The sequence below is a fragment of the Rhodococcus sp. Eu-32 genome (assembly GCF_003336925.1).
Lineage (GTDB): Bacteria > Actinomycetota > Actinomycetes > Mycobacteriales > Mycobacteriaceae > Rhodococcoides > Rhodococcoides kyotonensis_B.
Genome location: NZ_QGNK01000069.1, coordinates 1 through 491, shown reverse-complemented (window position 1 = coordinate 491; position 491 = coordinate 1). Strand labels below are relative to the sequence as shown.

At 55.8% G+C, this 491-nt stretch carries 1 rRNA gene; it reads right to left on the bottom strand.

Annotated elements, in window-relative coordinates:
* Positions 1-491: ribosomal RNA gene (locus tag DK926_RS26935) — 16S ribosomal RNA — on the bottom strand; the annotation flags it as partial.

Here is a 491-nt window from a genome sequence, read left to right as displayed (position 1 = left end):
CATAGAGTTGCTTGACTACTGGGGTATCTAAGCCTGTTTGCTCCCCACGCTTTCGCACCTGAGCGTCAGTCTTTGTCCAGGGGGCCGCCTTCGCCACCGGTATTCCTCCAGATCTCTACGCATTTCACCGCTACACCTGGAATTCTACCCCCCTCTACAAGACTCTAGCCTGCCAGTTTCGAATGCAGTTCCCAGGTTGAGCCCGGGGATTTCACATCCGACTTGACAGACCGCCTGCGTGCGCTTTACGCCCAGTAATTCCGATTAACGCTTGCACCCTCCGTATTACCGCGGCTGCTGGCACGGAGTTAGCCGGTGCTTCTTCTGCGGGTAACGTCAATCGCCAAGGTTATTAACCTTAACGCCTTCCTCCCCGCTGAAAGTGCTTTACAACCCGAAGGCCTTCTTCACACACGCGGCATGGCTGCATCAGGCTTGCGCCCATTGTGCAATATTCCCCACTGCAGCCCCCCGTAGGATAGGCTACTTTC